Origin of the sequence: Salinimonas chungwhensis DSM 16280 (assembly GCF_000378185.1) — a bacterium.
Taxonomy (GTDB): Bacteria; Pseudomonadota; Gammaproteobacteria; order Enterobacterales; family Alteromonadaceae; genus Alteromonas; species Alteromonas chungwhensis.
On the sequence record NZ_KB899377.1, the window covers coordinates 213,078 to 239,420 of the forward strand.

Here is a 26,343-nt window from a genome sequence, read left to right on the forward strand (position 1 = left end):
TTCCGTTATCTATTCAGGTTTAACAAATTTTAAGGTCATGCGATTACTTTCTCCAATCGCAAGATACTGCACTTGATCTTCTTCACCCAATGCCAGGGTTGGAGGCAATGTCCAGACACCTTTAGGGTGTTGCGCATCATCCATAGGATTAGCGTTCACATCACTTTGCGCTTCAAGCGTGAAACCGGCGGCTTTTGCCGCATCAACCACAAAGGATTGTTTCACATAACCACTTTTTTCCATCATGGCGTCATCGGCAGACTCCGGCAGATGGTGATCCACTACCCCTAACACGCCGCCTGGTTTAAGCGCCTTGTAAAAGGTTTTAAAGGCCTGCTCAACCCCTTCCTGACCGCTGTTCATATACCAGTTATGTACATTGCGGAATGTCAATACCGCATCGGCACTGCCGGCTTCGGCAATTTCCATTGCTTTACCCGGATGAAAGGCAGTAAGTTCGACACCACTGTATTTGCCGCCATCTTCCATCTGTTGTTTGAAGTTCTGTAATGATTTTTTGTAGTAATCACGGGTCTCTTCATCAACGTGAAAGTGTGCGGCTATTAATTTACCGTCAGGGCTGAGCATACTGCTAAGAATATCAGTATACCAACCACCGCCTGGCCAGATCTCAACCACTGTCATGTCAGGCTCTATTCCAAAAAAGCGCAGAGTTTGTTGAGGGTTACGGTATTCATCGCGGACTTTGGCAGCTGCTGTGCGATGTTCAGATTTGACTGCGTCGCTCAGTTGGTCAGCCATGGCTGGCTGTGCTGAGAGAGCGAACAATGAGGCGGCAACTACGCGCAAGGTTGTTTTCATGGATTTTCCTTAAATACATTTATTGTTAAGTGCCATGCCCGCCTGAACTGCCTGTAACGGACCAATCTAGAATAACCTACTCTGATGGTCAGGTAAAAGACAGTAGTGGGCCCTACACCCACTACGGCTGGCGCAGCATAAATGATTTAAGGCTTAGTGTTTAAAGTGGCGCATGCCTGTAAACACCATGGCAATACCGTGTTCGTCGGCAGCAGCGATAACCTCGTTGTCACGCATTGAACCACCGGGCTGAATCACTGCCTTGATGCCAGCGCTGGCTGCTGCATCAATCCCATCCCTAAACGGAAAGAATGCATCTGACGCCATAACAGAACCGGCTACTTCCAGGTTCTCATCAGCCGCTTTAATACCCGCGATTTTAGCGGAATAAACCCGGCTCATTTGCCCGGCTCCTACGCCTATAGTCGTGCCATCTTTACAATAAACAATAGCGTTGGATTTAACGTATTTGGCGACTTTCCAGCAAAACAGCAGGTCGCGCAACTCTTCTTCAGTAGGCTGGCGTTTGGTAACAACCGTAAGATCGTCCATTTCCACCATGCCAAAGTCACGCTCCTGCACCAGCAGACCGCCATTGACTCGTTTAAAATCAAGCCCGTCGGTCAGCTGTCCATGCCAGTCACCGCAAGCCAGCAAACGCACATTTTTCTTACTACTAATAATCGTCTGCGCTGCCTCCGCTACCGCGGGTGCAATGATCACTTCCACAAACTGACGATCAATAATTGCCTGTGCAGTGGCGGCATCCAGTGTGCGGTTAAAGGCAATAATGCCGCCAAAGGCTGAGGTCGGGTCAGTTTTAAAGGCCCGGTCGTACGCGTCTTCAATGGTCTGACCAATGGCCACGCCGCAGGGGTTTGCATGCTTAACAATAACACAGGCAGGTTCTTCAAATTCCTTCACGCACTCAAGAGCGGCGTCAGTGTCTGCGATATTGTTAAATGACAATGCTTTGCCTTGCAGCTGACGAGCGGTGGCTACCGATGCTTCCTGAACAGTATTTTCTACGTAAAACGCTGCTTCCTGGTGACTGTTCTCGCCGTAGCGCAAATCCTGCTTTTTAGTCAGCTGCATATTGTAAGTGCGTGGAAACCCGCTGTGATCATGGCCGCAGTCTTCATCACACTGCACACTGTCTACCCGGGCACCGAAGTAATTGGCAATCATGCCGTCATACTCGGCGGTGTGCTCAAAGGCTTTTATGGCCAGGTCGAAACGTGTTTCGTAGGTCAGTGAACCTTCGTTGGTATTCATTTCCTGTAATACACGGTCATAGTCACTGGCGTTTACCACAATCGTCACATCTTTGTGGTTCTTAGCCGCCGCCCGAACCATGGTTGGACCGCCGATATCGATATTTTCTATTGCATCTTCCAACGTGCAATCTTCCTTTGCCACTGTTGCGGCGAAGGGATAAAGATTTACCACCACCAAATCAATCGGCGCGATTTCATTTTGCGCCATAACACTTTCATCCTGACCGCGACGGCCGAGAATTCCGCCGTGAATCTTCGGGTGGAGTGTTTTTACCCGGCCATCCATAATTTCAGGGTGCCCGGTATGATCAGAAACTTCTTTAACCGGCAGACCAGCTTGCGATAGCAACTTGGCCGTGCCGCCGGTAGATAACAGCTCAACGCCAGCCTGGCTGAGGGCTTCGGCGAATTCAACAATACCGGTTTTATCGGAAACGCTTAACAGCGCGCGTTTGATAGGTTTGGGTGTTTGCATAGTGGTGTTTTGCTACTTTTCTAAGAGTGAAACAAAAAGAGCACCGTAATCAGGTGCTCTTCGGTGGGCCAGGCCCGTCAATACTTAGTTCATGCCGTATTGCTTCAACTTCTTGCGAAGTGTGCCACGGTTGATGCCCATCATGATGGCCGCGCGGGTTTGGTTACCGCGGGTATACGTCATAACTTCTTCCAGTAAAGGCGCTTCTACTTCTGCCAGCACCAGTTCATAAAGATTGTCGATGTTCGCGTTATCTAATTGCTTAAGATACTTATTTACCGCCTGCTTAACAGAGTCACGCAGCGGCTTTTGAGCTTGAGTTTGAGAAGGTGTTGTTACTGTCGTAGTAAAAGGTGAAGTCACGTTTTGATCGAACATAATACATTCTTGCTCTATAAGTTAGTCATCACTATGCTGCAGGAGAAATCTGTCGGGTTTCCCGTGTCTGCAACGATTGAAAATAATCGTTCAATGCCTCGAGCTGTAGATCTGTCTGCTCAATACCATTGAACGTTTTGCGAAACTCACGCTCCGTGTCATGCTCCGCAAGATACCAGCCAACATGCTTTCGGGCTATTCGTACACCAGAAGTATCACCGTAAAAGGCATGCACGTTGGCGACGTGTTCATGCAACACCTGATGCTGTTCTGACAGGGGCGGTGCTTCCAGCGTTTCACCGGTTTCCAGGAAATGCTGAATTTGTTTAAAAATCCAGGGGTTTCCCTGTGCGCCACGACCAATCATCACACCATCTGCGCCGGTGTAATCAAGCACGTCTCGTGCTTTTTGAGCGCTGCAGATGTCACCATTGGCAATCACGGGAATTGAGATCGCCGATTTAATTTGCCGGATGGTGTCATACTCAGCATTGCCCTTATACATGCAGGCGCGTGTTCTGCCGTGAACAGCCAGCGACTGAATGCCGTTTTGCTCTGCAATTTGTGCAATTTTTACACCATTGCGATTATCCGTATTCCAGCCAGTCCGTATTTTCAGGGTGACGGGGACATCTACCGCCGCCACCACAGCTTTTACAATTGATTCCACCAAATCGGGGAATTGCAATAACGCTGAGCCAGCCAGTTTTTTATTCACTTTCTTGGCAGGACAACCCATATTGATATCGATGATCTGCGCACCGTTATCGACATTAAATTGCGCTGCCTGTGCCATAAGTTCAGGGTCGGCACCGGCAATCTGTACAGACCGGATACCGTCCTCACCACTGTGATCCATGCGATGCATAGACTTAGCAGTTTTCCAGACTCTGGGATTACTTGATAGCATTTCAGATACCACTAAACCTGCACCCATCCGGCGACACATTTGCCTGAAAGGCCGGTCAGTGACGCCTGCCATTGGCGCCAGCATCAAATTGTTATCCAACTGATAAGGACCAATCTGCATCGTTAGTAACCCAAAATTGACTGTAATTTGAACACTTGGCTAAAACGGGGCGCTAAGTTTACGCATTTTGCCCCCCCTTGAAAAGGCTAAAATTCAAACAAAATTTATCAAAGGGGGCTTGACAGAGAACCTGCGATTTGCCTTTGAGGGCATGACAGACAAGGGCTGTACAGCTATGGCTCTGGCCGGCTGGAAGGCGCTTTTTCCAAATACAGCAATAGGTTAAGCACGCTTAACGCCACTAACTCTGGCCCAGTCGCCGTCAATTTTACCAGGCTCCAGTTCAAAATCGTGATGGTAAGCCTTTTCGATTTTTTCTACCTGTTCAGCCAGAATTCCCGATAAAACCAGACGCCCTCCCGGCTTGCAATAGCCGGAAATGACTGACTGGAGTGCTAAAAGCGGGCCTGAAAGAATGTTGGCTGTAACAAAGTCTGCTGCTAAAGACGGCTGATCTTCGGGTAAATAGACCTCAAGCCGCTCTGCCACATTATTGCGTCTGGCGTTTTCGGTGCTAGCCTGCAATGCCTGCGGATCAATATCGATTCCCACCACGCGCTTCGCCCCTAGCTTTAAGGCGGCTAAGGCTAAAATACCTGAGCCGCAGCCGAAGTCGACAACAGTTTTACCGGTCAGATTCTGGCTATCCAGCCAGCGCAGACAAAGTGCAGTGGTAGGGTGGGTACCAGTGCCGAATGCCAAACCGGGATCAAGCATTACATTGACGGCGTCAGGGTCGGGCACATCTCTCCAACTTGGGCAAATCCAGAGACGCTCACCAAACTGCATGGGGTGAAAGTTATCCATCCATTCACGCTCCCAGTCTTTATCTTCCAGGGGGTCAAGCTTGTAGGTGAAATCCGGCCCAAGTATTCTGGCTTTGCGCAAGCGCGTAATCACGCCTTGCATATCGTGCGCTGCATCAAATAAACCTACCACCTGGGTGTCTGGCCAAAGCTGTGTTTCGCCCGGCTTTGGCTCGTAGACGGGGGTATCCTTTGCATCTAAAAATGTAATAGCTTGGGCACCATTGGCCGATAACATACTGCCAATCTGCTCAGCGTAGTCCGCAGCGGTATCAATGCGAAGCTGTAACCAGGCCATAATTTATCCTGTTTCGTAATTTTTGCGCTATATTAACAGTTCTTGGGCGGGGCAAACCAAAACTATTTCACCGTTCTGCATCGTCATGGTTTGACCGTAATGTTACTGTGGAAACAACAGCTGCTCTTAATCAAAAAGGTATTGGTCAGGTTTTTATGTACAGGCTATTGCTTCTACTGTTAGTTATTGTCAGCACAACGTCTGTGGCCCGTCAAATTGATGTGGTAGCCGGCTGGAACAAGCCTCCATATGTTGATACCAACACTGACAGCGGTTTTGAGCTGGAGTTAACAAAACATATTCTCAGCAGGCTTGGGCATACAGTAAAACTCATTTATGTGCCCTTCGGCCGATCGCTCAGACAACTGGAGCAGGGGCGGGCAGACATTGTGTTAACAGTAAATCCCCGGCATAAAATCAGCCGTAATTTTCTTACTGACGAATATGTGACCTATCAGAATACGGCGATATCCCTGGCATCGAGAAATTTGCAGATTGATGCAGTGAAAGATTTATCACAATACACGGTCCTGGCTTTTCAAACAGCTCAAAACGTACTTGGCGCTGAGTTTACTGAAATGGTCAGTGAACATAAGGGGTATCTTGAAATAGCCGATCAGAGTCGACAGGTTCGTATGTTACTGATGGGCAGCGTAGATGTTGCTGTGATGGACCAGAATATTTTTTCGTGGTTACGCAGTAAGCTACCCGCTGCCCACCAAAAAGAAATCAGAATGCACCCATTATTTGGTAAAACATCTTACCGGGCCGCGGTGGCAGACGAGTCGCTGCGCAATGCATTTAATAAAGAGTTGAAGGCAATGATGCGCGATGGGCGATATCAGGCACTGGCCGATAAATATCGCTTACGCGTGACGCCGGCCAGCGAAAAGTCCTTACCGGATAACTAAGAGCGTGTTACGCCGGGTAAATGCGTCTGGCCAACTGACGGACTCACTTGGCTGCTACCCTGGTCGCTTAACCCACGCACTGCACCAGCCATTAACATTGATTAACTTGCCGGGGAATATCGCGCAGGGGCGCTCGGTCTTTCCCTCTTCACCCTGAATATACATGCAGTTACCACACACTGAGCCATCTACGGTGGACTTAGGCGTATAGTTAAGGGCTTTTGCTGTGGGATCATCTTTTTTAAGAAGCTCCTGGGCATTCGCGCGTAATGCAGTACCACCCAGTGTGATACCTATGATTGAGGTGCCTGCCATGCGTAAAAAATCGCGACGGTTAACGCTTTTCATCAGGTTACTCCGGTTAACGAAAATGAAAATGATTCTTCTTTATTTGACCCATTAAACGCAAAAACCTGCCTAAACAGGCAGGTTTTTAGCATTAGCATCGCTTCGCTCTGACGGTGTCTTTGCTGGCAATGCAGTCATTAGTTTCAAATTTAGTATACGCTTATTTGAATGAAATTACAGACCTTTTCGGCAAGCAACAGATCGCCGGTCTAATTCTGTCTTGTATTACGGCTTTGCATAAGCATAGCGGCCGACCGGATTGATCGTGTGATACGTGTCTAATCCTGTTATGGCAGCGACACCGAGCTGGTCAAGATTAACCTGACCCTCAGCGGTTATGGCGTTTGTGTCGATCCATACAGATGAAATCTCACCAATAACCAACTGTGTGTTATTCAATTTAATAGGAATAATCTCTGCCAGTTGCATGGCCAGTTTCACCGGACTTGCTTGTACAAAGGGCGCATCAAAATCATCGGCATACCATGACGTGAGGCCGGTCGCATCAAACTCGCTGACATTCGAAGGATAACTGGCTGATGTTTGGTGGGCAGCCTCTGTCCACTCACTGCTGACATGATTTATAGTATAAACCCCGGTTTGCTGGATATTTTCCAGTGTGTCACGGACCACAGTATGCGGCCGCATGATCATACCCAGCAAAGGCGGATTAGCACCGATGTGGACCACCGAACTTATAATAGCCAGATTTTCATTAACATGGCGGCCCTGACTGGTGCCAATCAGGTTGGCGCTTTTTACCCCGGATAAACTGTTCATAAACGCGGCCCGGTAGCGCTGCTCCATAGTCGCAATATCGGCGCTTAAAAACCGTTTTTCAGACATTTTCCCGTTGTACCTCTACCGTCAGGGAATCACCCTGCCCATGCACTGTCATTTCAATGGGCTGGCAGCAAACCTGGCAATCCAATACCTGCATCTGACCGGTGTCGTTAATTTCATCAATTTCAACTTCGTTAGGTTCCATACAATACGGACAATGAAATGTTGCGGGTGTGGCTAAACTCATAAAAACCCTTTTTTAAGTTGTTGTTTGACTGCATTATTACGGATCGAAACTGTCGATGGATTGGTACCTACACATAAGTCAATTGATAGAGGTAGCTGCATGAGTAAACGGCTGGCGACCGGCTATTGTCCTTTATGTTTTCGCTATACGCGGCTGACATTTCATCATTTGATCCCTAAAAAAATGCACCGGCGAACTTACTTTAGGAAGCATTATTCAAAGGCGCAACTTAATGAAGGAGTGGCGATTTGTCGCAAATGTCATGATGGCATCCATAAATTTTATACAGAAATGGAATTGGCGAAACATCTGAACACCGTTGAGCGCCTCAAACAGGATGAAAAGCTAACGCGTCATTTTGAGTGGGTGAGTAAGCAGGCCATACAACTTTAGCGTGAATTTAATCTTTGCAGATTGAGATGTTATCTGTATGTATATACACTATAGAAGTGTTTAAATGTTGTGCTTCTGATATGCGAAAAACCCTGCCCGAGCGATATTATCTTGATCATTTCCACGAATTTCTGCGGTTTTTCGATGGCAATAATGCACCGCTATTATGTCCGCAGAGTCGTAAACTTATTCAGCAATTTCGACAACTGGATGCCGATAAGCAATGTATTATCGCGCGTGCTGCAAATCGTAAGTATGCACTTATTAACCGCGCACATTTTGATTACAATGAGATTCATGCCCCCCAGCTACAGCTTGATTACCTGATTGAAAGCGGCTGGTTTGCACCGGCTGAAAACGTGTCGATGCAAGACTTTGCGGGTGTGGTCACCAAAAATGACTTGTTGGCATATCTGGCCGCTTATCCGGTCAAAGAAAGGTTAAATCAGCTTAAGAAAGCTGAGCTGGTGGCATTACTGTTCGAATACATCGATGTTCATGGCTGGCCGGAAACCCTGCCTCGAACTGACTATCTGGTAAAGACCTTTGACCGCAGCCTGCGCTACTTGCTGTTTCTTTACTTCGGTAATACCAAAGGCCGTTTAAACCAGTTTTCTATGCGAGACCTTGGTGTGATGCGCACCCGCGCCGACGCGGCAACCGATCAGGCCAGATTTGCTTCGCTGGAAGATGCTCAGGCAGCATTTTATTTTGCCAGTGCACTGGATGAAATGCCCTACTGGAATGACACCGTACTGCAACAGGCTGGCCGGGCAGACTGGCCCGCCTTCAGCGAACCAGCCAGTATTGCCTATGCTGAAAAATACTTGCACAAGCTGGGCGTCCGGCTCCTTGACAGCGATCGTGAATTGGCGCTTGCTGTACTTGAGCATGCGCCGGGGGATGCGGCGCGGGAAAAATGGGTGCGGGAGACCTTTAAAGACGATAAAGAAACGGCCCGCGTGGCGCTGGAAGCCATAATTGATAATCCTGGTTCTGATTCCCTGCTGGCCTTCGCCGAAGATTTCTACGCCAGAAAGTTTCATAAAAAACGCACCAGTGCGCTCACCGATATGTTACGCAGCTCCAGTAAAACGTTGCAGCTGGATATCAGTCAGAACCAACATGTGGAGCGCGGTGTTATTGCCTGGTATAAACGCAGGGGAGTGGTTGCGTGGCGCACTGAAAATCGCCTCTGGCGTACATTATTCGGGTTAACATTCTGGGCATTGTTATTTGAGCAGGACCAGCTGGTAACTGAATTTGATCGGCGCCCTCAGAGCCTCAAATATAATCGTTTTTACGACACCTTTGCCAATGATATTGAATCACTATTAGGTGGATTGCACTCGTCAGAAAGCTTATTGCAGCACGTCACCAAAAATGCTGCTACCCATTACGGTAAGGTCAATAGTGTCTTTATGTGGCGGGCCAACCAGCTTGATACTGTACGGGCACTACTTGATAACGCATCCTTTGAGGCCGTTAAGCAGTTGCTGAAAATGATGGCCCAGGACTATGCCGGGTTATCGGATGGCTTTCCTGACATCATGGTACTGGAGAATAATCAATTACGATTTGAGGAAATCAAGGCCCCCGGCGATGTCCTGCGCCGCAACCAGCTTACTTCTATTCAGCGCATGCAGCGTGCCGGCTTTGATGTGCATATTACGCAGGTAGACTGGTTTTCTGATCCCACTCAGCCCTATGTCGTGGTGGATATTGAGACTACCGGTGGTAACAACGGCTATCATCGAATTACCGAGGTGGGTATGGTGAAAATGGTGGCGGGTAAGGTGGTGGACAGCTGGCAATCGCTGATTAACCCGCAGCGTCATATCCCCTCGTCCATTACCCGGCTCACCGGTATCTCTGATAGTATGGTGGCGGATGCGCCACTGTTTAGTGAAGTAGCCGATGCCATAGACACATTTACCGAAGATTGTGTATTTGTGGCTCACAATGTGAATTTTGATTATGGCTTTATTAAACAGGAATTCAGCCGCCTGGAGCGTGAATTTAAAAGGCCGAAACTGTGTACTGTGGTGCAGATGCGCCGAACCTATCCGGGCCTGCCCTCCTATTCTCTGGCCTCGTTGACCAAGTATTTTGACATAGGTATGGAGCGACATCACCGTGCGATGTCCGACGCCCAGGCTGCGGGGCAACTGTTAAATCTTGTCCATGAACGCCTTTTTGCTCAACAGGCAGGTTAAAATAATAGCCTTGATTGTTCATAGAAAAAGGTAGTTGATGAGTAGCACACCAGACGAGACTACATTGTCACGCATTATAGAAATGGCCTGGGAAGACCGCACACCATTTGACATTATTGAGCAACGTTTTGGATACGGCGAAAAAGACGTGATTGCGTTGATGCGCCGCCACTTAAAACGTAGGGCGTTTGAAAACTGGCGCAAACGCGTCAGTGGCCGTAAAACCAAGCATGCGGCACTACGTCCGGCTGGTATTACCCGAGGCTATTGCCGCTCTCAATATAAGCCCCAGGGAGCGGGCTAATCATCCTCGCCCGGCTCAGCCAGGACGCTTGTCACAGGTAGCATTAGTGCCATGATTTGTTGTCGCCACGGTGAAGGAAATACGCGGGTGTTGTCCGTGGTCATCACAGTTTGAGTTTCTTCGATTACCCTGAGCATCGCCTTATAGCGGCTGTCTTGCTCCTGAATGTACTGGACATCAGCCAGGATTTTGTCAATCAGAATGGATGCTCGGGTATGGCTGTGCTCACGCAAATAGCGGATAAGCGCCCGACGCACATAAAACTCCCACTCCTGGCGATAGCTGGCAGTTATCCGCTCAGGAAAATGCGCTAATTCAGCAATATCCAGGTCCAAATCGCTGACATCGTCTCGCTTATCAAATAACAGCCGCAGCGCAAACAGGACAGGCAGTGAAAGCTGCTCAATAGGCAGAAGGTGTTTGAGTTGTTCTATCTGACTGGCTCGGGTATTCATGCTTTAAAGGGTTACATAGCTCGCCAGCCTACATCACGTTAAAAAAACGTAACCGGTGTCCCGTGAACTGCACTTATGGCCGATACGTAAATAATCCTGCACTGTTAAAGTGTGTACGCGTTCTTGCTATTTGGCCCGTCATCACTGGCGGGCCTTTTTTTCTCTATAGCTTAATAACAATGCCAGTTAACAAGCGCTGGGTATTTTCAACAAGGTCAATACGAACAAACCAACCTGTCGCCTGGAAACGGCTGAGTTTACCTTCCAGCTCCAGAGAAAGGCTGTGCCCATTGCCGATGAAATCCTCAGTAAGTTCTGCCCGTGGACCGAAATCCTGACTACTGTACGCGTAATATATGCCGTATTCGAGCGGGTTATCAGGATACCGTAGTGTGCCTGTAAGTCCTGTCACAAATTTGCTTTGGTTACTATCCAGACGTTGTATGAACTCGAGCGCCAGTTCGGTTTGTCTGCTCAGGGTCTGGCGGTACTCAGTGCGTATAAAATTGCCACTAAGCATGCGCTCAATGCTCAATTCCATACTGCGAGACCTATCTATGTTAGCGGAGTATTCAAGTTCAAAATAATTCAGATTCTCGGGCCAGTCCAAAGCATGCGCCGGGTCGAGACTCTCAAGCCTGCCCACGACGAGTTCCAGCGCATTACCGGCTTGAGAAATATAAACATGGCGTGCGCCTGTAACCCATCCATCCTTGGACAGACCGGAGGAGGATATGCGGCCTTTGTAAGTAGGGATGGCGCCAATTTCGGTTTTGCCATGCTCATACTGTTTTCTCACAAACAAACGTCGTGCATAGATGTAATTTGACGATCCATCCAGGCTGTTATGGCTGGCGTTGAAATGTTCTCCTGTCACAATCATGCTGTTCAGACTTACAGATGCATCAAGCTGAAGTGACGGGTAATAACGCAGGCGATACTGAAATCGCTCGTTGCGGTTTGAACGCTGGTCGAAACGTACCTGAAAATCCAGTTTGTCTGTATAGCTTATGTTTTTCGCAGTTGCCCAGGCGACGGTACTCACAGCCCAGCTAATGATAATAATGATATTTAATAAATAGCCCATCAATTTGCACGTCACTCATCAAGAGGCGTTTATGCTAGGGCACAGATAAGACAGTTTTATTGCAGACAAAAAAGCCGACCATCTGGCCGGCTAAAAAAGGATCCGCTTTATTCGCATCACCGAAGGAATACACATGATAGTCATCAGGGAGACCTACAACTGATGCATACCATACGCTGATCCGTACAATCGCGAAAAGCAAAAATAATGATTAGCTTAATCGACACGGTTGATTGATGCTTTATACGCAGGCGTCTGCGCAGGATTTCGCAGGTGAGCTTAACCATCTCAAATCACTGAACTGTCGATGGTAATATCTGCATTTGCCCACATTTTGTCGAAACGTTGTCGGACCTGCCGGGCTTCTTCGGTTTTCCCCTGCATATCCAGGCTCCTGGCCAGACCAAACAGCGACCAGCCGTTGCGTGGGTAATTTTTTAAATCCTGACGGTATACAGCTTCGGCCTCGGCTGCCTGACTGGTCTGAATTAATGCATGCCCTAGGGTTTGTCTGGTGGGGTAGTACCAAAACGGCGGCTCTGTATAGGGCAATGCGTCCTGCAGCTCTACGGCCTGCTTAAATGCGTTAATAGCAAGCTCATTATTACCGCGAGCCATGTCAAGCTCGCCTGCAAGCAGCGCCGATGCTATGCCTAAAATTGTACTGGCTGGGTAATCATTGCCATCTAATAAAAATATACGCTCGTGATTTTTGAGCTGTTCAAGCTCGCCTGCAGCCAGTTCAGCGTCGGCAAGATTGTCTGTGCGCAAATTGGCCATTCCTCGCGCGTACTGCCAAATCCCTTTAGAAAACTGTAATTCATCTGCTGGCTCAGGTGCCGCGAGTATTTTCTCCCAGTCACCAAAGCGCACTGAAGACAGTAGCGGGATAGTGTGGAAAAACTCAATGGGAGGAAATTGTTTGATTTGGTCAAGATTGACATTTCTGGCTACCTTTTCACCGGCTTCGATAGCCACCTGACTTCTGCCCTCCATACTGGCAGACGCCCACAGAAAATGGATATTATGCGGATAATACAGGGCAGGATAGAAGCCTTGCGCATTGCATTGTGCAATATAATCTTCATCCACATTGGCGGCTTTAACATTTGCATCGGACGCATCGTTGTAGCGCCCGATACGCCAGTAAATATGCGAGGGCATATGCACAAGATGCCCGGAGCCCGGTACCAGGCCAGCCAGTGTATCGGCGGCCTGTTCCGCCCGCTCTGGTCTATCTGATGCTTCTACCGCATGGATATAAAGATGCAGCGATAGTGCGTGCTCGGGTGACCGCTGCATGACTGTCTCCAGTGCTTCTATTACCTTTACGGTGTCAGGCTTTGGTTTGCTGCTATCCAGCCAGTAATTCCACGGCATGGTGACCATCAGCGATTCTGCATACATCGCCTGAGCATCGTCATCATCAGAATATTTTGCTGCCAGGTCAGCCATTGCCTGCGCGTATGCCTCGTCTAACGGTGATCTTGAGGTAGAAGGATCGCCATTGTAACGCGTTGTCTGGGCCTGGATGTAATCCTGCTCACGCTGACTTGCGTTGGGTGCTAATGTGTTTGCTTTGCTTATCGCGGCATAAGCGGCTTCGCGTTCGGCTGGTTGCATCACCGCTTTACCGTTGCTGGTCACATTGATATTCGGCCCGGTCGCCATGGCCTCGCCCCAATAACATATTGCGCATGCGGGATCTAAACGTTGCGCCGCTTTAAAAGCCCGAATAGCTTCGGCATGATTAAACCCTGACGCCATTACCATTCCCTGGTCAAAATAGCGCTGTGTGCCATAGATCTTGCTGCTGATGGGATGGGTGTAATCGCCAAGTCCACCCAATAAAGGGGCGCCTGCCTGTTGTATTAATTGGGTATCTGAAATAGACGTATCGCCAGGTTGGGCAATCTGGCTGGTTTGCTGCTGGGCCGATCTGTCTGCAGTGGTGCAGGCAGCCAGAACAAGAGCTGATAACAACGGTAGTAATGTCGAACTGTGCATAACAGTGTCCTTTGAATGTGAATAGCAAACTTCAGAACACTGACATAACTTCGCTCTCGTTTAAGTGTACCACCTAATTGAGACAACGAGAGGTTATTTGGCGATGACGTGATGAATATTAGATGGGGCCGTCAGACGCGGCAGTATCACCTGAGTTAAGTTAACGTTTGTTTCTTTTTTTAATTGATCGTTCAATTAAAAATGTTATATTAACTGAACGTTCAATTAAATATCGTAAATCTGTAACATTTCATCTGCACACTTTTGACTTCTACTACATAAAAAACTAGGAAAAACATGCTTGCTAACTTACCAATGCGAAGAAGCTTAATTGCGATTTCAATAGTTTCATCATTTTCATCTTTATCACTTTCCGCTATCGCTCAGGACAAAAATCAGAACACCAGCCAAGCTGATGACGAAAAGGAAAATTATGAATCTATCCAGGTGATGGGTAGAAGTGTTTCTTATGCTAACAATGCCTCAAGCACGTCCATGAAGCTGCAGCAAACCTCTATGAGCAGTGCTTTGTCGACCATCGATAATCTGCCGGGCGTGATGGTTAATGAAGGTGACCCGTTTGGTTCTGACGAATGGTCTACCAGTATCTCTATCCGAGGCTTTCAGCTGGATCTTGAATCTCAACAGATTGGTATGACGGTAGATGGTATCGCGAATGGTAATTCAAACTACGGCGGTGGGACTAAGGCAAACCGGTATATCGATACTGAAAACCTGCGCGCCAGTGAGGTTTCACAGGGAACCGCAGATATTAGTTCGCGTTCTCACGAAGCATTGGGCGGTACTATCAACTTTACCAGTATCGATCCAGGCTTTGAGCAGAAACTTACCGTGAGTACTACGCTTGGTGAATACAATGCCCAGAAGCTCTATACCCGCTACGATACGGGAGAGATAGCGCCCAACACCTATGCATGGCTGAGCTTATCGACGCAGCAAAATGATGATTATATGGATGGCAGTATCACCAACTCAAGGGATCATTTTGCCGGTAAGTTCATCAGTGAGCTGAGCAAGGTCAATCTAACCGGTTATTTTAGCTATGACGACGCTGAAGAGTATACCTATCAGCGAGTATATGGGCTAAGCCAGTATGAGCAGAATCCAAACTGGGACGGCCTGAATCCTCAATGGACTGGTAATCCCTATCAGGATCAGGTCTGGCGTGAAGGCTGGATAACCGAGCGTGAAAATCTGTTCGGCTATCTTAAAGCAGACTTCACTGTTGGTGAGGTAGATATCAGCACCAATACCTACTACCACACCAACGAAGGCCGCGGTTCCTGGATCCCTTACTATGTTGCCGATGTTACTGATGATGGCGCAGGCAACGCCCACTCTGAACTGGATCCTTCTACAACGGTTTACGGCGGTGAGTCCCAGGGTCTCATTTACTTTGTAAACCGTGATGGCCAGTCAATGACGCCGAATGACGGATGCCAAAGTTCAATTGGCTACCCGTATGGTGGTGCAGGCGCTGCACTTGACCAGAACTGTTACGACCAGGGCGCAATGCCGGTAAGCTCCCGCCGCCATTCTCATTATGATAAGGAGCGTTTTGGGGTTAATGCAGACTTTATCTGGGAAACTCAGATAGCCGGTATGCCAAACACAGTACGTGGTGGCCTCTGGTATGAAGACTATCACCGTGAAGAATACCGTGACTGGCACAAAACTATTGATGCAGCCACCAGTGCGCGCTTTGAAAGTAACCCTTACTGGGTGCAGTACAGCAGAGAGTTTCCGGTAGAAACGCTGATGTATTATGCCGAAGATGTATTAAATACCGGTTTTGCTACCTTCCGCTTTGGTCTGAAAAAATTTGATGTTGAGGTAGAGAAAGAAGACCAGTTCGATGCCAGTAATAATCTGTCAGTGTCTTCAGACTCGGATGTGCTTATCTCAGGTGGTGTGGTCGCGCCAGTTTCTGCTGTACCCGGGTTGGAAGTATTTGCCGGTTATGCCGAAAACTATGCCGCTATTAAAGATACCGTGCTGGCTGACAATGGCACCGACGTAAGCAATGTAGAGCCGGAAACCGCGGAAAATATTGACTTAGGCCTACGTTTCTCCAGTCCGGGCCTCAATGCGAGTCTGACCTACTACAACATTAAGTTCGAAAACCGTATCACCTTCTATAGCGCAGAAGATGTGGATGGTATCGACTTTCTCGAGGCGGTAGAAGGTGCGTATATTAACGAAGGCGGGATTGATTCGCAGGGTGTTGAGGCATCGGTGGACTATAACCTGACTGATAGCCTGAAGCTTTATGCATCTTATACCTACAACGATGCGACCTACACTGACGAAGACATCGAAGGTAATCGTGTACTGGGTACTGCAGAAGATATGGCCGTGGTGAGCCTGAACTATCGGGATGACGGTTACTTTGGCGGGATCAGTACAAAATATGTCGGTCCTCGATTTATGAATCAGGATAATACTCAGGAAGTAGACTCCTACGTAATTAGCGATTTGTATCTGGGCAAGACGGTATATGACATCGGTCCAGGTGTTGATCATGTTGAAATGCGCCTGACCATCAACAATCTGTTCGATGAAGAATATCTTGGCACTCTGGCGCCAAATGCAGGTTGGATCGGTGCGCCACGCATTGCTGCACTGAACTTAAAGTTTGCTTTTTGATGCAGTCAGTCTGAAATTGGTCGGAGCAGGAGTGTTCAGGGTTCTATTATCCTGCTCCGATCGATATCTGCGTGAAATACTAATGTGAATATGCATTCCCCGGTATACCAATCAGGCCTGCGCTGCTACTTTAGATGCCGCTTATGCTTGCAACTTACTGCTTTGCCTAAGCTTTATCATGATTGAGTCAGCACTCAAAGTGCTTACTCTTCTTTCCTGAACACTATTTTAACGATGCGATTGAGAACGTTATGCCAAAAATCGGAATGGAACAGGTACGTCGTCAGCAGCTTATAGACGCGACCATTGATGTTGTTGCGGACGTGGGCCTGCGGGGTGCAACAATTAATCTGATAAGTAAAAAGGCAGGAATGTCTTCGGGCATTATCAGCCATTATTTTGGCGGAAAACAGGCGCTTATCGAGGCGTCTGTCCGGTTTTTACTTTCCAAGCTGAAGCTGGAAACATCACCGGAATCACCGGTTGGCCGGTTGATGAAAATTGTTGACCTGAACTTCTCTAACTTACAACAGGCAGACTCGTGTACCAAAACCTGGCTTTGTTTTTGGGGTGAGTCGATGCACGACAATAGTTTGTATCGCTTGCAGGAAGTTAATAAAAAAAGGCTGGTCAGCAACTTACGTTACAGTTTTAAACAATTAATGCCGGCAGAAAGAGCAGCCGAAGAGGCTGAAATAACAGCAGCGCTGATTGATGGCTTCTGGCTTCGCTGCGCGCTCAGCCGGTACAACGAATCAAAATTTGATGAAGCCAAACGGCATATCAAAAACTATATCAACGCCGTGCTGGAGAACTACAGCAAGCACGAATGAAAAACGGGAGTGAGTGTTGTCTACAAAAATACTGAGCAATTATGTACATGGTCAGTTTACTGATACGCAAAGTGGCATTACCTTCGAGGTAAATAACCCGGCTACGGGCGAAGTCATTTATCAGGTCCAGCAAGCCGATGAATCCTTGATGGATAAGGCAATTGACAGCGCCAGAGAAGGATTTTTGCGCTGGTCAGACACTCCCGCTATAGAACGGTCACGAATTCTACAAAGAGCCGCCCGCTTACTGCGTGAACGTAACGATGAGTTAGCCGCCATAGAAGTGCGCGATACAGGTAAACCCCTGCAGGAGGCCATTGAGGTTGACGTGCAAACCGGTGCCGATGTCATTGAGTATTTCGCGAACCTGTGCCCATCACTTTCCGGTGAGCAGCAAACCGTGGGGGAGGATTTCTTTTATACCCGACAGGAACCCTTAGGTATATGCCTTGGGATAGGAGCGTGGAACTATCCATTGCAAATTGCCTGCTGGAAATCCGGCCCTGCGTTGGCTGCCGGTAACAGTATGATATTTAAAGCCTCTGAAGAGACGCCCTGTGGTGCAGTCAAACTGGCTGAAATTTTCTCTGAAGCCGGCGTGCCGGACGGTGTTTTCAATGTGGTGCATGGCGATGCAGCGGTTGGACAATACCTGGTCGATCATCCACAAATTGCAAAAGTATCGCTAACCGGTGAAGTGGAGACCGGTAAGCAGGTAATGGCAGCAGCAGCGGCAACCCTCAAGCCTGTGACCATGGAGCTGGGCGGTAAATCGCCGCTGATTATTTTTGATGATGCGGATATTGACGAAGCAGTCACCGGGGCGATGCTTGCGAATTTTTACACGCAGGGTGAGGTCTGCACGAATGGCACCCGCGTTTTTGTGCACGAGGCCATCTATGACGATTTTATAGCACGCTTACTGGGCCGCATTAACGATAATATTATTATCGGCGACCCTATGAATAGGCAAACAAATTTGGGCGCCCTTATTTCAAAGCAGCATATGCAAAATGTGCTCAGCTATATTGCCACGGCCAAACAAGAAGGCGCTACGCTGCTCACCGGGGGGGAGCAGGTGCAGCCAGAAGGCTGCGAGCAGGGCTATTTTGTCGCCCCTACTGTTTTTACTCACTGTACCGATGATATGACAATTTGCCGCGAAGAGATCTTCGGGCCGGTTATGTCGGTGCTTACGTTTACCGACGAAGACGAGGTCGTTAGCCGGGCAAACGCCACGCGCTATGGTTTGGCTGCTGGTGTTTTTACTCAAGATCTGCGTCGTGCTCATCGGGTTATTGGTCAGCTACAGGCGGGAATTTGCTGGATCAATGCATATGGCAACTCACCGGCTGAAATGCCTGTGGGCGGCTACAAAGAGTCGGGCATCGGCCGGGAGAATGGGGTGGAGTCATTAAAAGCATACACCCAAACCAAGTCAGTTTATGTGGGTATGCAGACCCTTGAAGGCCCGTTCTGATGAGCAGGTTTGACGAATACGATTATATTATTGTGGGCGCCGGCTCAGCCGGCTGTGTATTAGCAAACCGGCTGAGCGAAGATACCGACGTGCGCGTGTTGTTGCTGGAAACGGGCGGTTCTGATCGAAGTGTTTTTATCCAGATGCCAACCGCGCTGTCTATTCCGATGAATACAAAAAAGTATGCCTGGCAATATCACAGTGAACCCGAGCCCTATCTGGATAACCGAAAAATGCACTGCCCCCGGGGTAAGGTATTGGGCGGCTCATCCTCCATCAATGGGATGGTTTATGTGCGGGGTCATGCAAAAGATTTCGACGAATGGGAAGCGCACGGAGCGTCAGGATGGAATTATCAGCAGTGTCTGCCTTACTTTAAAAAGGCTGATGACTGGGCTTTCGGTACAGACGACTATCGCCACCACGGTGGACCGCTATCAGTGAACAACGGCAATAATATGAAAAATCCACTCTATAGCGCGTTTGTTCAGGCTGGAGTGGATGCCGGATATATGCAAACCACAGACTACAACGGCGCGCAGCAAGAAGGGTTTGGCCCCATGCACATGACGGTCAAAAATGGTGTGCGGTGGTCAGCGGCAAATGCGTATCTGAAACCGGCCTTACAGCGTCCTAACCTCCAGGTAAAGACCGGTGTGCTGGTTGAAAAGGTGGTGGTGGAAAACCGCCGGGCCAACGGCGTCATCTTCTCGGTAAAAGGCAAGCAGCATCAGGTTACAGCCGCTAAAGAAGTCATTTTAAGTGCAGGGCCCATTGGCTCACCGCAGCTGCTGCAGCTTTCCGGAATCGGTGACGAAACGGTGCTTAAAAAAGCTGGCGTAGCGCTTACCCACCGGTTGCCTGGCGTGGGAAAAAATCTGCAGGATCATCTGGAATTTTACTTTCAGTATGAGTGCAGACAGCCATTGACCCTTAACAGTAAGCTGGGTGTGATGAGCAAACTGGCTATCGGGATCCGCTGGGTGTTATTTAAAACCGGGCTCGGTGCCACCAATCATTTTGAGTCCTGTGGCTTTATCCGTTCAAAAGCTGGCATTGAGTGGCCCGATTTGCAGTATCATTTTCTGCCTGCCGCCATGCGTTACGATGGCCGCTCGGCATTTAATGGTCATGGATTTCAGCTTCATATCGGGCACAATAAGCCGAAGAGTCGCGGCTGGGTGCATATACGCTCTGCTGATGTAACGGATGCCCCTGAAATACAGTTTAACTACTTGCAACATCAGGATGATATTGAGGCATTCAGAGCCTGTGTACGATTATCCCGCGAGATAATCGCACAGCCAGCAATGGACGCTTATCGGGGAAATGAAATTCAGCCCGGTGCTGCGATACAAACCGATGCACAGATAGATGCCTTTGTCCGGCAGGCTGTAGAGAGTGCATACCATCCGTGCGGCAGTTGCCGTATGGGCCGCAACGACGACCCTATGGCGGTGGTGGATAATCAGACCAGAGTTATCGGGATCGAAGGGCTACGCGTGGTGGATTCATCGGTTTTTCCTAGCATTCCCAACGGTAATCTCAATGCACCGACTATCATGCTGGCAGAGCGTGCAGCTGATTTAATCAAAGGCCGGGAGCCGCTTCCTGCTACCAATGTTACGGTCAATTTGGATAAAGACTGGCAATATCAGCAGCGTCCTCACTCCCCAGTTCGGGAGGCGTCATAATGTCAGCATTAGTCGGAGCCGGGATGGTTTTCTTTCTGGCCATGGTCGCTTTCATATTGATCCGTTGGGGCAAGCTGCCCCTTAAAGGCAGGATACCGGTTTCAACCTGGGTCTTTATTGCCATATTGTTTACTTCCGGGCTGGATGTGGGCCTGATTATGTTTCCGCTCACCGAGTTTCCTGTCTATGCCAATTTAAAAGAGAACAGCGAGTATGCCTTCGCCAATCCTCTGGCCATCGAATTTGGGTTCTGGGGCTTTATGATTTGGGCTGTGTACTTTGTCACCTGCTTTTATTTTTGTGCACTTGAGCCAAAATTGCGTTTTTTTCAAATAACCTGGGTAAAGTGGCTGAATAATATCGTTATTATCGGCACCTGTGCATTTACCGCCCATTTACTATTTGCCAACCTGACCTGGTATTTGCCATCACTGGCGGCACGCGATGGTATTTCATACGCTTATATCGCTATTGTGGGGCTTACCATTTTGGCGGCTGTATACTCCAGTACCGCGCTTAAGTATGTCAAAATTCTCAGTGTCAGCTCCGGGGGACTTTTTGTTGTTCTGGGCACCGGGCTGGCAATCTATGCAGTCAATCAGCCAGGGGTGGATATGGGCGACTATCTTTCAACCCTGCCGCTGTTGTCAGATTACTTTGCCCATCTGGATGAATTTGTTTTGCCGATGAACGACTACCACGCGTTTTATCTGTTTTGGTGGTTTGCCTGGAGCATCATGATCGGGCAGTTCACAGCACGCTTTGTGGGTAATATGCGCGCGGTTACCCTGTTTTTGAATATGCTGATATGGCCATCTGTTTCCCTGGCGCTATGGTTTAGTGTGCTGTATTTGCTTTACACCAAAGGAATCGACACAGCAGGCATTATTAATCAGTTGATGGTGGCTGTGGGCGTGGTATTTGTTCTCAACTCGCTGGATTCTTTGATCCGTCTTTATTCGGACAATCTAAATCTGACCGTAGAGCGTTTTGGTAAACCCAGGTATATCGCAATCCACGCAATGATCATGATGAGCCTGACCACATTGTTTGGCATGCAATTTATCAAAATTCAGTGGATTGGCGCCATCGTGATTGGGATGGGCGCATGTTGCGTACTGTATATGGTCACCGCCGACAGGCGTCATCGGCTACCCAATGCCGACGGATTACTCCCTTTGAAGCTAAAATCCCTTAGCTCAAAATAACATCATGATTAGTTTGCGAATCTTTTCACAGAGTAAGGAACAGTTTTTCTATGTCTGAAATAACAAAACGAATCATTGCAGGGCTGTTTCTTTGCTTTGCCAGCGGCGCTGTAGCACAGGTGTCCGTGTCGCAGGGAAATAACCCAATACCCGATGCTGAGGCGTTAGACGATAAAGATATTGTGGTGCAAAACGCGCATCTGGCGTTTGCGCTGGCGGTAGAGTCGCCAGCGCCCTGGGGCATACCCAGGGGGGCGCTGGTGGATTTATCGGTGGTGGAAGAGGGTCAGCCCCGTGGTGATCGCATTGCATTTGCTGACTTCATTCCCAACGCCTGGTCCGCCTGGCCGAATGAGAGCAAAAAGGTTGAAATTCTGAAAGACTCCGGGCATCAGGCAACCATCAAAATTACGCGCAATTTCGGCGAGGTGGATATCGCCACCTGGTATACCCTCAAATCAGGTGCGGACAGTATCCTGCTAAAAACCGTTATGACGAATAACGGCGCTAAGCCTGTCAGCCTGACGTCCGGCTTTACCCTCTGGCCAGATGCGGGCCACATGTTTGCAGCGCCTGGCCTGAATGAAGATCAGCAAAGAAACGAGAAAACACAAAGTGACCGTACCGTTGCTTATGACCGGGATTGGGCATTTGCCCTGCATGCGCCTTATTTTACGATGAACGTGTATGAAGGACGCGATATGTATCAGTCTCATGATTTAGCACCTGGCCAGAGCCGGACCTTTGAAGCGCAGCTTCAGGTGGTGCCAGATGGTGACCTGATGACGGTGGTTAAAGCAGAGGCAGCGCGCAAAAATTTGCCTACCGGTATTATCAGCGGAAAAATTCAAACCAGTCAGGGCAACGTGCCTGATGACGCCATGGTGATCATCCAGCAAAACGATGAGCTTTATGCCTGGACCATGGCCAAAGAGGGGCAGTATGAAGTGGCATTGCCCCGTGGTGAATATCAGGTTTACGGCACGGCCTCAGGTCATGCCGATAGCAAACAGCATACATTAACCGTATCAGCTGACAGTAAGCAGACCGTAGACTTCACCGACCTGGCCGGGCCGGGTACGCTCAAATTATCACTGACCGATGCAGCATCCGGCACGCCGCTGGATGGCCGAATCAGTATTTTGCAAGGACAGCGTTCCGCCGTAGAGTTTTTAGGTAAACGCACTTTTTTCACCAAGCTATTACCCGTCGGAAAAGCCGATATTAAGCTGCCCCCGGGAAATTACAAACTGGGCATTGGCTCTGGCGCCGGATTTACCAGCGAGCAACAGGTAATTAACGTTGGGCTTCAATCAGGTAAAACGATGCAGCAGCAGGTGAAAATTGCCCAGTTGTCGCAGCCCAATGAACGCCAGTGGTACAGTGCTGACCTGCATCATCACGGCAACATTCTGGAGGCGATCACGCCGCCTGAAACTGTTGTCAGAGCTCAGCTGGCAGCCGGCCTTGATGTGATTTTCATCAGTGAACATGACTCAACAATAAACTATGCCGCGTTTGCTGAGCTATCTGATAAGCGGGGAGTGCCTTTCCTGCCGTCTATCGAAATCTCACCCTCGTGGGGGCATATGAATCCCTTTCCGATTGACCTGGATGCCACGCTCAACGCCGATCCCGGTACAGACGATATACATACCCTTATGGCGGCGATACGGGAAATGGGCGCCAGCGTGGTCGCAATGAACCATCCTTTTAATGATTATGGCTATTACGCTAATTTGAAAAAAGGCGTGGTGCCCGGCGGGGAAAGTGACGGTTTTACGCTTTTAGAGCTCAACGCGGCGATGGATAACACGAAGACAGTTAATAAAGCCCATTCGCTATGGGATGAGGGCAAGAAAATGTACTTCAATGCCGGTACCGATACCCATGATGCCTGGAACCAAAAATCAGGAAATATACGCATGATGGCCAGGGTACCTGATCCTCTAAGCGCACAGCGGTTCGCAGAAGCGCTCAAGCACGGGCATGCTTACGCCACGACCGGGCCTTTACTTTATCCCCGAAATATTATGTTTGGTGATAGTGCCGATGCCGCATCATCCTGGGAAGTTGATATTGAGGCGGTCAACGGAATCAGTGAGATTCGGCTGCTGGGCAAAGAAGGTCAAATACTTAAGACAAAAAAATTGAAGGGTGAAGAAATCACGCAAAAAGTGCAGCTGAAGTGGATAATTCCGACATCTGCAAAAGGCTGGGTGAGTCTGGAAGTTGATGATAAAAAAGGTAACACTGCTTGGTCTAACCCGGTTTGGATTAAGTAAGCTCGCCTGAAGCTACCTTTGGTACAAAAAAAGCCCGCTTGATTGCGGGCTTTTGCTTATGAAGACATACCGAGTTTCTTTTCGAGGTAGTGAATATTGGTACCACCAGCAAAAAAGTTCTCATCGGCCATGATGATGCGTTGCAACGGGATGTTGGTTTTGATGCCATCAATAACCAGTTCATCCAGTGCGTGTCGCATACGGGCAATGGCCTCATCGCGACTTTCTCCATAAGTAATCAGTTTCCCGATCATGGAGTCGTAAAAAGGGGGGACAGTATAGCCTGCGTAGATATGCGAATCCCAACGCACCCCAAGACCGCCTGGCGAATGAAACATATTAATGTTGCCGGGGCTGGGCACAAAGGTTTGCGGATCCTCTGCATTAATCCGGCATTCAATCGCATGACCGCGGATTTGGATTTGTGACTGATCAATAGATAACGGCTGACCTGCTGCAATACGTAATTGTTCTTTTATCAGGTCTACACCGGTGATCATTTCAGAGACAGGATGCTCCACCTGAATTCGGGTGTTCATTTCAATGAAATAGAACTCGCCGTTTTCATACAAAAACTCAAAGGTACCCGCGCCACGATAATTAAGCTCTATACAGGCGCGACGGCAGCGATCACCGATTTTATTACGCATTTGCTCTGACACCCCTGGTGCAGGTGCTTCTTCGACCACTTTTTGGTGGCGTCGTTGCATGGAACAGTCACGTTCCCCAAGGTGGATAGCATTGCCCTGACCATCGGCTAATACCTGAATCTCCACATGGCGTGGATTTTCCAGAAACTTTTCCATGTAAACTGTGGCGTTACCAAAGGCGGCGCCAGCTTCTGCCTGTGTCGTTTCTATGGCAGAGATAAGTTCTGATTCCTGGCGCACAACACGCATACCGCGGCCACCACCGCCACCAGCGGCCTTAACAATAATTGGATAGCCAATACGCTTGGCTATACTTTTATTTTTGTCTTCGTCGTCGCCCAGGGGGCCATCTGATCCGGGTACACAGGGAACCCCGGCTTTTTTCATAGCATTGATGGCAGACACTTTATCACCCATCAAATCAATGGTCTCGGCTGTGGGGCCCACAAAGATGAAGCCACTTTTCTCTACAGCTTCGGCAAATTCTGCATTTTCCGCCAGGAAGCCATAGCCAGGATGAATCGCGATAGAATTGGTGACTTCTGCTGCAGCAATAATACGTGGAATATTCAGATAACTTTCGGTTGCCGACGCCCCTCCGATGCAAATGGATTCATCAGCCAGTAGAACGTGCTTTAGATTTCTGTCAGCGGTAGAATGCACCGCTACGGTTTTGATGCCTAACTCTTTGCAGGCACGCAAAATCCGCAGTGCTATCTCCCCGCGATTTGCGATTAATACTTTATCTAACATGTGCCCTGCCTGCTTATTCGATGATGAACAGAGGTTGTTCGTATTCAACCGGCTCCTGATTTTCCACCAGAATGGCTTTCACCACGCCGGATTTATCAGCTTCAATTTGGTTCATCATTTTCATGGCTTCAATGATACATAATGTATCGCCCACTTCTACGGTCTGGCCAACTTCACAAAACGATTTTGCGGTTGGGGAAGAGGCGCGGTAGAAGGTCCCTACCATTGGCGATTTTACCTGGTGGCCCGGCGGGGTATTGTCTTGTGCTTCAGGCGCCGGGGCCGGAGCCGGAGCGCTCACAGGGGCTTGTTGTGGAGCCGGTGCGCTGGCAGGTAAGGTGTAGCTAAGCGGCGCGGCACTGGCACTGGGGCCACGATGAATACGTACAGACTCTTCGCCCTCGGTGATTTCAAGTTCAGCGACGCCGGACTCTTCGACCAGCTCGATCAGCTTTTTAATTTTTCTAATATCCATGTTCTGTCTCTGTTTATTAACCTGATTTGTGTGATTGATGTAATGCGTTTAATGCCAGTTTATAGCCCTGTGCACCCAACCCTACGATGACACCCTGTGCAATATCTGAAAAATAAGAGTGCTGTCGAAATGGTTCACGGGCATGCACATTGGAAAGATGTACTTCAATAAACGGGATACTGACACTAAGCAGTGCATCTCGCAGCGCGATGCTGGTGTGAGTGAAAGCGCCCGGATTGATAATAATGGCATCGATACTTCCCATCGACCGGTGAATACGATCAATAAGTTCATGTTCAGCATTTGATTGAAAATGCTGGAGCGACACGGACAGCGCTGACGCTTCCTGTTCTAAAGCCTCAATAATTTGGGCCAGTGTTTGCTGACCATACTTGTCCGGTTCGCGCTTGCCCAACATATTCAGATTGGGCCCATTGAGTAACAAAATATCCATTAAAATG

24 protein-coding genes are annotated in these 26,343 nt (G+C 48.7%); 10 read left to right on the forward strand and 14 right to left on the reverse strand.

Annotation, left to right across the window (positions count from 1 at the left end; all coding sequences use genetic code 11):
• Positions 1 to 9 precede the first annotated feature (9 nt).
• From F458_RS0105210 to prmA, 5 genes are all read right to left on the reverse strand, one after another.
• Positions 10 to 822, reverse strand: a complete 813-nt coding sequence (locus tag F458_RS0105210) for a class I SAM-dependent methyltransferase (protein ID WP_018982330.1) — start codon at positions 820 to 822, stop codon at positions 10 to 12.
• A 153-nt stretch (positions 823 to 975) separates the two neighbouring features.
• A complete protein-coding gene (gene purH / locus F458_RS0105215; protein WP_018982331.1) occupies positions 976 to 2,574 on the reverse strand; it encodes a bifunctional phosphoribosylaminoimidazolecarboxamide formyltransferase/IMP cyclohydrolase in 1,599 nt (532 codons plus the stop codon).
• An 84-nt stretch (positions 2,575 to 2,658) separates the two neighbouring features.
• Positions 2,659 to 2,952, reverse strand: a complete 294-nt coding sequence (fis, locus tag F458_RS0105220; protein ID WP_018982332.1) for a DNA-binding transcriptional regulator Fis — start codon at positions 2,950 to 2,952, stop codon at positions 2,659 to 2,661.
• Positions 2,953 to 2,983: 31 nt separating this feature from the next.
• Positions 2,984 to 3,982, reverse strand: coding sequence for a tRNA dihydrouridine synthase DusB (dusB, locus tag F458_RS0105225; RefSeq protein WP_018982333.1), 999 nt, complete (start codon positions 3,980 to 3,982; stop codon positions 2,984 to 2,986).
• Positions 3,983 to 4,204: 222 nt separating this feature from the next.
• Complete coding sequence (gene prmA / locus F458_RS0105235; RefSeq protein ID WP_018982335.1) at positions 4,205 to 5,086, reverse strand: 50S ribosomal protein L11 methyltransferase; 882 nt, start codon at positions 5,084 to 5,086, stop codon at positions 4,205 to 4,207.
• Between the two features lie 107 nt (positions 5,087 to 5,193).
• On the opposite strand from prmA, the gene F458_RS19065 reads away from it, so the two are divergent.
• The gene (locus F458_RS19065; protein WP_018982336.1) at positions 5,194 to 5,997 is read left to right on the forward strand and encodes a substrate-binding periplasmic protein; all 804 of its coding nucleotides are present in this window, start codon (positions 5,194 to 5,196) and stop codon (positions 5,995 to 5,997) included.
• Between the two features lie 54 nt (positions 5,998 to 6,051).
• Here the strand turns inward: F458_RS19065 and F458_RS0105245 are convergent, their stop codons facing one another.
• The 3 genes from F458_RS0105245 to F458_RS0105260 all read right to left on the reverse strand — a co-directional run bounded on the left by F458_RS0105245 (position 6,052) and on the right by F458_RS0105260 (position 7,375).
• Complete coding sequence (locus F458_RS0105245) at positions 6,052 to 6,345, reverse strand: high-potential iron-sulfur protein (protein WP_018982337.1); 294 nt, start codon at positions 6,343 to 6,345, stop codon at positions 6,052 to 6,054.
• A 225-nt stretch (positions 6,346 to 6,570) separates the two neighbouring features.
• On the reverse strand, positions 6,571 to 7,191 hold the full coding sequence (locus F458_RS0105255) for a flavin reductase family protein (RefSeq protein WP_018982339.1): 621 nt from the start codon (positions 7,189 to 7,191) through the stop codon (positions 6,571 to 6,573).
• Positions 7,184 to 7,375, reverse strand: coding sequence for a CPXCG motif-containing cysteine-rich protein (locus F458_RS0105260; protein WP_018982340.1), 192 nt, complete (start codon positions 7,373 to 7,375; stop codon positions 7,184 to 7,186). Before F458_RS0105260 ends, F458_RS0105255 begins: the two co-directional genes overlap by 8 nt.
• 99 nt (positions 7,376 to 7,474) lie before the next feature.
• Between F458_RS0105260 and F458_RS0105265 the strand changes: the two genes are divergently transcribed.
• The 3 genes from F458_RS0105265 to F458_RS0105275 all read left to right on the forward strand — a co-directional run bounded on the left by F458_RS0105265 (position 7,475) and on the right by F458_RS0105275 (position 10,288).
• Positions 7,475 to 7,768 (forward strand): hypothetical protein, encoded by a 294-nt coding sequence (locus F458_RS0105265; protein ID WP_018982341.1) that lies wholly within the window; start codon positions 7,475 to 7,477, stop codon positions 7,766 to 7,768.
• Positions 7,769 to 7,848: 80 nt separating this feature from the next.
• Positions 7,849 to 9,984 carry an exonuclease domain-containing protein gene (locus F458_RS0105270; protein WP_018982342.1) on the forward strand — a complete coding sequence of 712 codons (2,136 nt, stop codon included), beginning with the start codon at positions 7,849 to 7,851 and terminating at the stop codon, positions 9,982 to 9,984.
• Positions 9,985 to 10,021: 37 nt separating this feature from the next.
• On the forward strand, positions 10,022 to 10,288 hold the full coding sequence (locus F458_RS0105275; protein WP_018982343.1) for a TIGR03643 family protein: 267 nt from the start codon (positions 10,022 to 10,024) through the stop codon (positions 10,286 to 10,288).
• On the opposite strand, the gene F458_RS20040 is transcribed toward F458_RS0105275, so the two are convergent.
• From F458_RS20040 to F458_RS0105290, 3 genes are all read right to left on the reverse strand, one after another.
• Positions 10,285 to 10,743 carry a hypothetical protein gene (locus F458_RS20040; RefSeq protein ID WP_018982344.1) on the reverse strand — a complete coding sequence of 153 codons (459 nt, stop codon included), beginning with the start codon at positions 10,741 to 10,743 and terminating at the stop codon, positions 10,285 to 10,287. The genes F458_RS0105275 and F458_RS20040 overlap by 4 nt on opposite strands.
• 163 nt (positions 10,744 to 10,906) lie before the next feature.
• Positions 10,907 to 11,830, reverse strand: coding sequence for a hypothetical protein (locus tag F458_RS0105285; RefSeq protein ID WP_018982345.1), 924 nt, complete (start codon positions 11,828 to 11,830; stop codon positions 10,907 to 10,909).
• A gap of 288 nt (positions 11,831 to 12,118) precedes the next feature.
• Positions 12,119 to 13,837 (reverse strand): hypothetical protein, encoded by a 1,719-nt coding sequence (locus F458_RS0105290; RefSeq protein ID WP_018982346.1) that lies wholly within the window; start codon positions 13,835 to 13,837, stop codon positions 12,119 to 12,121.
• A 297-nt stretch (positions 13,838 to 14,134) separates the two neighbouring features.
• On the opposite strand from F458_RS0105290, the gene F458_RS0105295 reads away from it, so the two are divergent.
• From F458_RS0105295 to F458_RS0105320, 6 genes are all read left to right on the forward strand, one after another.
• Positions 14,135 to 16,504: a TonB-dependent receptor domain-containing protein gene (locus F458_RS0105295; protein ID WP_018982347.1), complete on the forward strand. Its 2,370-nt coding sequence runs from the start codon at positions 14,135 to 14,137 to the stop codon at positions 16,502 to 16,504.
• Positions 16,505 to 16,755: 251 nt separating this feature from the next.
• Positions 16,756 to 17,337 carry a transcriptional regulator BetI gene (gene betI / locus F458_RS0105300; RefSeq protein ID WP_018982348.1) on the forward strand — a complete coding sequence of 194 codons (582 nt, stop codon included), beginning with the start codon at positions 16,756 to 16,758 and terminating at the stop codon, positions 17,335 to 17,337.
• Positions 17,338 to 17,353: 16 nt separating this feature from the next.
• Positions 17,354 to 18,817, forward strand: coding sequence for a betaine-aldehyde dehydrogenase (gene betB / locus F458_RS0105305; protein ID WP_026294518.1), 1,464 nt, complete (start codon positions 17,354 to 17,356; stop codon positions 18,815 to 18,817).
• Positions 18,817 to 20,511: a choline dehydrogenase gene (gene betA, locus F458_RS0105310; protein WP_018982350.1), complete on the forward strand. Its 1,695-nt coding sequence runs from the start codon at positions 18,817 to 18,819 to the stop codon at positions 20,509 to 20,511. Before betB ends, betA begins: the two co-directional genes overlap by 1 nt.
• A complete protein-coding gene (locus F458_RS0105315; protein WP_018982351.1) occupies positions 20,511 to 21,719 on the forward strand; it encodes a BCCT family transporter in 1,209 nt (402 codons plus the stop codon). Before betA ends, F458_RS0105315 begins: the two co-directional genes overlap by 1 nt.
• A gap of 50 nt (positions 21,720 to 21,769) precedes the next feature.
• The gene (locus F458_RS0105320; protein WP_018982352.1) at positions 21,770 to 24,004 is read left to right on the forward strand and encodes a CehA/McbA family metallohydrolase; all 2,235 of its coding nucleotides are present in this window, start codon (positions 21,770 to 21,772) and stop codon (positions 24,002 to 24,004) included.
• Between the two features lie 56 nt (positions 24,005 to 24,060).
• Here the strand turns inward: F458_RS0105320 and accC are convergent, their stop codons facing one another.
• Genes accC through aroQ form a run of 3 tightly spaced genes read right to left on the reverse strand, consistent with a single transcriptional unit; the run spans position 24,061 to position 26,336 of the window.
• Positions 24,061 to 25,407 carry an acetyl-CoA carboxylase biotin carboxylase subunit gene (accC, locus tag F458_RS0105325; protein WP_018982353.1) on the reverse strand — a complete coding sequence of 449 codons (1,347 nt, stop codon included), beginning with the start codon at positions 25,405 to 25,407 and terminating at the stop codon, positions 24,061 to 24,063.
• Between the two features lie 13 nt (positions 25,408 to 25,420).
• Positions 25,421 to 25,882 carry an acetyl-CoA carboxylase biotin carboxyl carrier protein gene (accB, locus tag F458_RS0105330; RefSeq protein ID WP_018982354.1) on the reverse strand — a complete coding sequence of 154 codons (462 nt, stop codon included), beginning with the start codon at positions 25,880 to 25,882 and terminating at the stop codon, positions 25,421 to 25,423.
• A gap of 16 nt (positions 25,883 to 25,898) precedes the next feature.
• On the reverse strand, positions 25,899 to 26,336 hold the full coding sequence (aroQ, locus tag F458_RS0105335) for a type II 3-dehydroquinate dehydratase (protein WP_018982355.1): 438 nt from the start codon (positions 26,334 to 26,336) through the stop codon (positions 25,899 to 25,901).
• Positions 26,337 to 26,343 lie beyond the last annotated feature (7 nt).